Consider the following 8,212-nt stretch of genomic DNA (forward strand, 5'->3'; position numbering starts at 1 on the left):
GTCGTTTAACGTAAAAAGAAGTACAAGTCCACGCATAGCAAGACGGCTGAAAAAATTCGTTTCAACACGCTTGATGGCAGCTGTTTCGCAAGTTTTGCACCCAATGGCGCAAACAGCACACTGGTTGAAATAATTCCCAACACCGCAGGCCAATGAATCAGACCTGCCGTCCAGCCAGTGTCTCGCAAGGCGCTGACGGGCGCAAACAACATAAAACCGATACCGCCCCCCAGGGCAATTGGAAAACCACAAGCGGCCGCTGTTCCCACTGCCTGCTGCATTGCTCTGCTGGCAGTCACCAGATACGGCACAATCAATGTTCCGCCACCGATGCCGACCAAGGCTGAAAGTATTCCGGCAAATACGCCATACAACGAAGATGGCAGCCAGTTCAGCAGGCTCGTGTATGTGACATCAAGAGCTGGCAGCCACAATCTGGCGGCCATCATCAAAGCGAAGCAGGCGAAAAATGTCTCCATCGTTCCGGCACTGAGGTTAACCGCTAACAACGCGCCGCCAACGGCTCCAAGCATCAGCCCCGGTAGCAGTTTGCCAAAATCTGGCCAGATCACATTGCCATATCGATGATGAGCCGTAATCGAAGAAACTGAAGTCACCACAATCGTCATCAGTGAAGTGGCAACCGCCATGTGGATAATAAATGCCTCTGGCATTCCCTGATGGCCGAACAGCCATACCAACACTGGTACGATAATCAAGCCGCCGCCAAGCCCGAGCAGGCCAGCTATCGTTCCAGCAACGATACCCACCGCGGCGTAGCTCAACAGTTCCATCAGCACAAATTGTTTCCTCCGGTTTGGCTATGCAGGCATGCTTTACACAGTTTTGCCCGGCAAGTATAAGTTTTGCCAGGCTTCCAGGGTCTGCTCATCTTTCATGCCCCCTGGTGATTCAGGCCGCCCATGATACACGTCTGTCGGCTATGAAAAATTTCATCAACCAGGTCATCCATTAATGAGACACGGGACTCAACCGTCAATAAACCATCGTAGCGTTTGGCAGATTGCCCTGCCGATGGTCATTGCCAATATCTCAACACCCCTGTTGGGCATGGTTGATACGGCTGTGGTTGGCCATCTTGATGATCCGCATTACCTGGGGGCTGTCGCCATCGGCAGCATGATCTTTACTTTTTTGTTCTGGAGTTTTGGCTTTCTGCGCATGGCGACCACAGGGCTAACCTCTCAAGCACATGGCGCAGAGGATCAACTACGCATTCACTCGGTACTGTGGCAGTCAATGATGCTGGCGACGCTCATCGCATTAATACTGCTTTGTTTACAGTGGCCAGTTGCACAAATGGCATTTGCCCTTATCGACAGCAGTGACCAAGTGGCGTTGTATGCCAGATATTATTTCGATATCAGAATCTGGAGCGCGCCAGCGACACTCCTCAACTATGCCATTATCGGCTGGCTGATTGGCCGGGAAGCCGCGCGCTCGGCCTTGTGGCTGGTACTCGTCATCAACCTCACCAATATTGTGTTTGACCTGTTGCTAGTGTACTGGCTGGGCATGAAAACCGATGGTGTGGCACTGGCCTCAGTCATTGCCGAGTACACGGGCCTGGCCGTAGCGCTGGTGATTCTCAGGAGACACGGCATCACATTGCCCGGCTATGGCCTGCTGGTGAATACCTGGCAGTCATTGGCAGATTTTCGCGCCTTTAGCATTCACGGCAATTTATTACTGCGAACCCTGTGCTTGATCTTCAGCTTTGCCTTCTTCACCACTCAAGGTGCCCGGCAGGGAGATGTTGTCCTGGCGGCAAATGCTGTGCTGCTCAACTTCATTACCTTCATGGCCTTTGTGCTGGATGGTTTTGCCAACGCCACTGAGGTATTGACTGGCAAGGCCATCGGCAGAAAAAACCGCCATCAGATGATCGAAGCGCTACTGTTAAGTGGTTTCTGGGCAGTGTTGATGGCGGTGTTGTTCAGTGTGATTTACAGCGTGTTTGGCATGCAGATTATCGGCCTGTTAACCAGTATTGATAGTGTGATGGAAACGGCTCAAACATATCTGATTTGGTTGATCATTGCACCGCTGCTGGCAGTATGGACCTATCTGTTTGATGGATTGTTTGTCGGCGCGACGCGAGGCCGTGAAATGCGCAACACCATGCTGGCCGCGACCTTGCTTTGCTATCTGCCTGCCTGGTATCTGCTGCAACCGTTGGGCAATGATGGCTTGTGGCTGGCCTTATTGATCTTTCTGGCATCCAGAGGTTGATTCAGGCGCTCTACCTCAAGCGCATCTTCAACAGCATCTGATCAACATCTAGAAGTTTTTTGGACAGTCTGCATGCTATTCGACTCAGCCACTGGCCTTGCCAGCATTTTCATCCAGTGTGTAGCTTACGACTTGCTTTTTGATCGGGCAAACAAACTCTAGACGACACGCTTTAAGTTGCAAGCCGCGCTGGTCTGCACTTGCATAGCGAGCATCACCAACCACCGGTAAGCCCAACGAAGCGCAGTGTTTGCGGATCTGGTGCTTGCGACCTGTCTCAATAGAAACCTCGAGTAGAGACTCCTGACGCTCGACGTCAAAGTGTTTCAGCGTCAGATGGCTGACAGCCTGCTTGCCATCAATTGGCAGATCCACTGTGACCTCCTGCAGCCCCGCCGTTTCACTAAAATTGCCTGTGACCAACACTTCATAATGTTTGCTGACACGATGGTCCTGAAACATTGCAGATAATTGCGCAGCCACTTGCGGTTGATGTGCCACCAGTATCAAGCCACAGGCCTCACGATCCAGCCGATGCACCAGAAAAACCCGGCGTTTTTGCTGAAAATATTGCTCGACCAGACGCAGCAAACTGCAATGATCACCCCAGATACTGCCCTGTGACAACAGCATGGCTGGTTTGTACCAAACACTGTAACCCTGACTATCGGCAATCAGTGTAGGTGTGGGTGGCACCAAGGCCAGCAGTTGCGGGTCAAAACACAATCGAAGCTTGTCGCTGGGCACGGGCATGAATTTAACTCGGCGCAGGCGTTGAGTCTTTTTGCCACGAGATAGCCAGACGGCACCCTTGCTCATGGCATCCTTGATTTTTTGCTTGGAAACACCTGATTCACTCGCCAGTATTTCCAGAGCAGACAGGCCCGGCGTCGACACCGTAACGTGACAATCAACAGAGGTGGGTTTGACAGACATTTTCTGTAGCAGCGCTTTGACGTAGAATTGGGTTTTTATACATGGGGGCAGTAAATGCCATCAGCTTATCTCATGCGAACGATTGTCTCCACACTGCTGTTAGTCCCTGCACTGGCAATAGCCGATGTCTATCGCTGGACGGATGATGACGGCACCATCAGTTACAGCCAGACAGCGCCGGCAGATCGACCTTCAGAACAAGTCATCACGCCTCCACCGCCACCGCTGGATGAAAACGCTGTTCGGGAAATTCGTCAGTTAATCCAGTCACAACGTGACGGCAGTCTGGCACGCGAACAACAACGCAACGAACAGCAGCAAGCCGAACAAATTCGCCAGCAACGTCAGGAAAACTGTCGTATTGCCAAAGAAAATCTGCAACTGTTTCAGGATAATCCCAACCGGAGATTTATGGACAGCGATGGCAGTTTTCAGCGACTTTCCGAAGAACAGCGCCAGCAGCGCATGATTGATCTTCAACAGCAAGTAGATAGTCTTTGCCAACCCTGAAAAGGAGCACGCCATGCCCTATTTGAATATCGTGACCAATCAGACTGTCGATAACCAGACAGATTTTCTTAAAACCGCCAGCAAAACGGTTGCTCAAGCATCAGGCAAACCGGAAAACTATGTCCTGGTTGCCCTTGAAGCCAAAGCCGACATGTTGTTTGGCGGTAGTGATGCGCCCGCCGCATTTCTGGACTATCGCGCACTGGGGTTGCCCGGTAATCGCCAGGCATTTTCAGATACCTTGTGCAGCCTTATCAGCGAACAGCTGGGCATTCAAGGTGATCGCATTTACATCAGCATGACAGACTCTGAACGACAGAACTGGGGCTGGAATCACAGCACCTTCTGATACACACCGCCGGCTCACCGGCGGTTTTACTTTTGCAATTATTGTTTATTCGGGATAACGACACTTCCATGCGCACATCGAACCTGCTCATTGCCACACTCAAAGAAACGCCAGCCGATGCTGAAATCGTTAGTCATCAGCTTATGCTGCGCGCCGGTCTGATTCGACGACTGGCCTCGGGTTTATACACCTGGCTGCCGCTTGGACTGCGGGTTTTACGCAAGACTGAAGCAATTGTGCGCGAAGAAATGAATCGCGCTGGTGCTCAGGAAGTTCTGATGCCGTCTGTTCAGCCTGCAGAACTGTGGCAGGAAAGTGGTCGTTGGGAACAATATGGTCCAGAACTGTTGCGGATTATTGATCGCCATCAACGTGACTTCTGCTACGGCCCTACACACGAAGAAGTCATCACTGATCTGGTTCGGCAGGAAATCCGCAGTTACAAACAACTGCCGATTAATCTGTACCAGATTCAAACCAAGTTCCGTGATGAAATCCGCCCACGTTTCGGCTTGATGCGAGCCCGCGAGTTTCTGATGAAAGACGCCTACTCGTTTCATCTGGATCAGGCTTCATTGCAAGACACTTACGACACCATGTACCAGACCTACAGTCGAATTTTCGAACGTATCGGTCTCAATTATCGTGCAGTGCTGGCAGACACTGGCAGCATTGGTGGCAATGCCTCACATGAATTCCATGTATTGGCAAGCTCGGGTGAAGATGCCATCGCCTTCAGTAACCAGAGTGATTATGCCGCCAATGTTGAACTGGCTCAGACACTACCGCCTGCTTCGCCTCGGGCGGCCGCCAGTGAAACCATGCAGAGCGTCGACACGCCACAAAAACACACTATCGACGAGTTGAGTGAGTTTCTGAAACTCCCTGCCGAACGTTGCCTGAAAACCTTGCTGGTCGAAGGTGCTGAAAAGAACACTGTGGTTGCTTTGGTCGTACGTGGAGATCACGATCTCAACGAAATCAAAGCTGAAAAACATCCTTTGGTTGCCGCGCCCCTGACCTTTGCCACACCGGAGAAAGTGCGTGAAGTGTGCGGCGCCAATATTGGCTCGATTGGCCCACGCGGATTGGATATTCCGGTGATTGTCGACTTCGCGGCCGCGCATGTGGCGGATTTTGTCTGCGGCGCCAATGAGGATGAAAAACATCTGATCGGTGTTAACTGGGGCCGCGACCTGCCAGAACCTGAAACCGCTGATCTGCGCAATGTTCAAGCCGGTGATCCCAGCCCGGATGGTAACGGCACACTGGAAATCGCCCGCGGCATCGAGGTCGGTCATATCTTTCAGCTGGGCGAAAAATACTCCAACAAACTCAATGCTGTGGTGCTGACTGAAACCGGCCAGTCTCAAGTCATGACCATGGGCTGTTACGGTATCGGTGTCTCCCGCGTGGTCGCTGCTGCCATCGAACAAAATCATGACGAGCGAGGCATCGTCTGGCCGCAATCCATTGCCCCTTTCGAAGTGGTGCTGATTCCGGTGAACGCTCACAAATCCCAACGCGTGCGTGACAAAGCTGAACAGGTTTACCAACAATTGCTGGAAGCAGGCGTAGATGTTTTGATCGATGATCGCGGATTGCGTCCGGGCGTTGCTTTTGCCGATTGGGATTTGATTGGCGTACCTCACCGACTGATTCTCGGTGAACGTGGTCTGGATAATGGCGTGATTGAATATAAACATCGTGCCAGCGGTGACGGCGCCGAGTTCAGTTTTGACAGCCTGCTCGACGAAATCAAGCAACGATTGGCTTGAGGCACTGAGCGGCATGAGCATCATTCAACAACAGGATCTGATTGACAGCATCACTGATGCCTTGCAGTTCATTGCCAACTACCATCCGCGTGATTTTATTCAGGCAATGTCAGCGGCTTATCAGCGTGAACAATCCCCTGCCGCCAAAGATGCCATTGCACAAATTCTTGTCAATTCTCGTCTCTGCGCCGAAAACAATCGGCCCATCTGTCAGGACACCGGCATCGTCAATGTTTTTGTCAAAGTCGGCATGCAAGTGCAGTGGCAGGCAGACATGTCTCTGGAAGACATGATTAATGAAGGTGTACGCCGAGCCTATCTGCACCCTGATAATGTACTGCGTGCATCGATTGTCGCTGATCCTGTTGGCAGTCGAACCAACACCGGTGATAACACACCGGCGGTTATCCATACGGAGCTGGTACTGGGTAATAAGGTGGAAATCGACATTGCGGCCAAAGGCGGTGGTAGTGAAAACAAAGCAAAATTCACCATACTGAATCCGAGTGACAGTCTGGTGGACTGGGTGATGGACACCGTACCCAAAATGGGCGCTGGCTGGTGCCCTCCCGGCATGCTCGGCATTGGCATTGGCGGCACTGCCGAAAAAGCCATGCTGATGGCCAAACAAAGCCTGATGGAAGCCATCGACATTCAGGAATTGATTGATCGAGGGCCTGAAACCGCCACCGAAAAACTTCGAGTCGAGCTTTATCACAAAGTCAATCAACTGGGTATTGGTGCCCAGGGACTCGGTGGGCTGACAACGGTACTGGATGTCAAAATCAAGGATTACCCGACTCACGCAGCGTCACTACCCGTCGCGATGATTCCCAATTGCGCGGCCACACGCCATGTACATTTTGTGCTGGATGGTAGCGGACCTGCCGAGTTCACCCCTCCCGCTCTGGATGACTGGCCGGACATTACCTGGCAGGCGGCCAGCAATACCCGACATGTCAATTTGGATACACTCACCGCTGCCGATATTCAGGCTTGGCAACCCGGTGAAACATTGCTGTTGAGCGGACATTTCCTGACCGGGCGAGATGCAGCGCACAAGAAAATTGCTGATCTGCTCAGCAAAGGCGCACCCTTGCCAGAAGGTTTGGACTTTCACAATCGCTTTATCTATTACGTCGGCCCGGTCGATCCGGTGCCAGGTGAAGTGGTGGGTCCAGCCGGCCCGACAACCGCCACCCGAATGGATAAATTCACTGAGCTGATGCTCGCTGAAACCGGTCTTTTGGGCATGATTGGCAAAGCGGAACGTGGTCAGCAAGCAATTGAAGCAATTCGTAAACATCAGTCTGTCTATTTGATTGCCGTAGGTGGCGCAGCCTACCTGGTATCAAAAGCCATCAAACAATCACGCATGGTGGCTTTCGAAGAGCTGGGCATGGAAGCGATTCGCGAGTTTTATGTTGAAAATATGCCGGTGACCGTTGCCGTGGACAGTCGAGGTCAATCCGTCCATGAGACAGGCCCCAAACTCTGGCAGCAGAAAATTGCTGAAATTCCGGTTAAAGTTGAACCTGTCTAAACAAGGGGATTAATCATGTCCATTGCCATCGCACTGCACGTTCTCGCCGCCGTGATATGGGTGGGCGGCATGTTTTTCGCCTATCACTGTTTGCGCCCGGTTGCGGCCACACAGTTACCACCGGAACACAGGCTTCCACTGTGGAGCATGGTTTTTAAACGTTTTTTCCCGTGGGTGTGGGTCAGCATTGCAGTGCTGTTGGTGACCGGCACAATGATGATCGTCGGACTCGGCGGTATGGCTATGGCAGGACATCATGTGCACCTGATGCTGGTGATTGGCATTGTGATGATGCTGCTGTTTGCCCATGTATTTTTTAACCCCTATCAAAAGCTTCGCTGGGCGGTCCGCGAACACGACTGGATCACCGGCGCTGATGCACTGAACAAAATTCGCTTTGTGTTTCGTATTAATCTGGCACTGGGACTTTTTGTCGTTCTGATAGGTGCCGGTGGCCGATATCTGATATAAATTCACCATGTTTAAACGACTGCCAATCATTCTCCTCAGCAGCTTGTGTCTGCTCAGCCATCCCGGCATGGCTGACGGTATTCAACGGATCAAGCAAGCCGATGGCAGCATCGAATTCACCAACATTGACAGCGATGTCCGCAAACCGCGTCTGGACACCAGACGCCCGACGGTTATCTACAAGTCGTTGTCTGATGAAGGTGATGGCTTTGTATTTTCCGATCAGAAACCGGCACAGGCACAGTTTGAAATTATCCGCTACGACTGCTTCGCCTGTGATCCTGGCTCAAGTGTCGACTGGCACTCTGTCGCACTTAATACCCAAGCCTATGCTGATATCGTGGTCAGTATGGCACTGATCAGACTCGACCG

Annotated in this window: 8 protein-coding genes and 1 pseudogene; 7 read left to right on the forward strand and 2 right to left on the reverse strand. The window is 51.9% G+C overall.

The features are described 5' to 3' along the window. Nucleotides 1-5: 5 nt before the first annotated feature. A complete protein-coding gene (locus tag MPL1_RS10790) occupies nucleotides 6-794 on the reverse strand; it encodes a sulfite exporter TauE/SafE family protein (protein ID WP_083859232.1) in 789 nt (262 codons plus the stop codon). 181 nt (nucleotides 795-975) lie between these two features. On the opposite strand from MPL1_RS10790, the gene MPL1_RS10795 reads away from it, so the two are divergent. Next, on the forward strand, nucleotides 976-2,253 hold the full coding sequence (locus tag MPL1_RS10795) for an MATE family efflux transporter (protein WP_235045576.1): 1,278 nt from the start codon (nucleotides 976-978) through the stop codon (nucleotides 2,251-2,253). An 84-nt stretch (nucleotides 2,254-2,337) separates the two neighbouring features. On the opposite strand, the gene MPL1_RS10800 is transcribed toward MPL1_RS10795, so the two are convergent. After that, a complete protein-coding gene (locus MPL1_RS10800; protein ID WP_009727170.1) occupies nucleotides 2,338-3,189 on the reverse strand; it encodes an RluA family pseudouridine synthase in 852 nt (283 codons plus the stop codon). 54 nt (nucleotides 3,190-3,243) lie between these two features. On the opposite strand from MPL1_RS10800, the gene MPL1_RS10805 reads away from it, so the two are divergent. The 6 genes and pseudogenes from MPL1_RS10805 to MPL1_RS14185 form a co-directional block, all read left to right on the forward strand. Continuing rightward, complete coding sequence (locus tag MPL1_RS10805) at nucleotides 3,244-3,699, forward strand: DUF4124 domain-containing protein (protein ID WP_009727171.1); 456 nt, start codon at nucleotides 3,244-3,246, stop codon at nucleotides 3,697-3,699. A gap of 13 nt (nucleotides 3,700-3,712) precedes the next feature. Beyond that, on the forward strand, nucleotides 3,713-4,048 hold the full coding sequence (locus MPL1_RS10810) for a phenylpyruvate tautomerase MIF-related protein (RefSeq protein WP_009727172.1): 336 nt from the start codon (nucleotides 3,713-3,715) through the stop codon (nucleotides 4,046-4,048). 68 nt (nucleotides 4,049-4,116) lie between these two features. Further along, on the forward strand, nucleotides 4,117-5,826 hold the full coding sequence (locus MPL1_RS10815; protein WP_009727173.1) for a proline--tRNA ligase: 1,710 nt from the start codon (nucleotides 4,117-4,119) through the stop codon (nucleotides 5,824-5,826). Between the two features lie 13 nt (nucleotides 5,827-5,839). Continuing rightward, nucleotides 5,840-7,369, forward strand: coding sequence for a fumarate hydratase (locus tag MPL1_RS10820; RefSeq protein WP_009727174.1), 1,530 nt, complete (start codon nucleotides 5,840-5,842; stop codon nucleotides 7,367-7,369). 15 nt (nucleotides 7,370-7,384) lie between these two features. Then, nucleotides 7,385-7,840 (forward strand): DUF4149 domain-containing protein, encoded by a 456-nt coding sequence (locus tag MPL1_RS10825; protein WP_009727175.1) that lies wholly within the window; start codon nucleotides 7,385-7,387, stop codon nucleotides 7,838-7,840. Between the two features lie 7 nt (nucleotides 7,841-7,847). Continuing rightward, a pseudogene (locus MPL1_RS14185) lies at nucleotides 7,848-8,212 on the forward strand (hypothetical protein); the annotation flags it as partial.

This window comes from Methylophaga lonarensis MPL (assembly GCF_000349205.1).
GTDB lineage: Bacteria > Pseudomonadota > Gammaproteobacteria > Nitrosococcales > Methylophagaceae > Methylophaga > Methylophaga lonarensis.

Excerpts from the sequence above, each read along its gene's own strand:
- MPL1_RS10790 (WP_083859232.1), bottom strand. The coding sequence starts at position 794 with ATGGAACTGTTGAGCTACGCCGCGGTGGGTATCGTTGCTGGAACGATA.
- MPL1_RS10795 (WP_235045576.1), top strand. The coding sequence starts at position 976 with ATGAGACACGGGACTCAACCGTCAATAAACCATCGTAGCGTTTGGCAG.
- MPL1_RS10800 (WP_009727170.1), bottom strand. The coding sequence starts at position 3,189 with ATGTCTGTCAAACCCACCTCTGTTGATTGTCACGTTACGGTGTCGACG.
- MPL1_RS10805 (WP_009727171.1), top strand. The coding sequence starts at position 3,244 with ATGCCATCAGCTTATCTCATGCGAACGATTGTCTCCACACTGCTGTTA.
- MPL1_RS10810 (WP_009727172.1), top strand. The coding sequence starts at position 3,713 with ATGCCCTATTTGAATATCGTGACCAATCAGACTGTCGATAACCAGACA.
- MPL1_RS10815 (WP_009727173.1), top strand. The coding sequence starts at position 4,117 with ATGCGCACATCGAACCTGCTCATTGCCACACTCAAAGAAACGCCAGCC.
- MPL1_RS10820 (WP_009727174.1), top strand. The coding sequence starts at position 5,840 with ATGAGCATCATTCAACAACAGGATCTGATTGACAGCATCACTGATGCC.
- MPL1_RS10825 (WP_009727175.1), top strand. The coding sequence starts at position 7,385 with ATGTCCATTGCCATCGCACTGCACGTTCTCGCCGCCGTGATATGGGTG.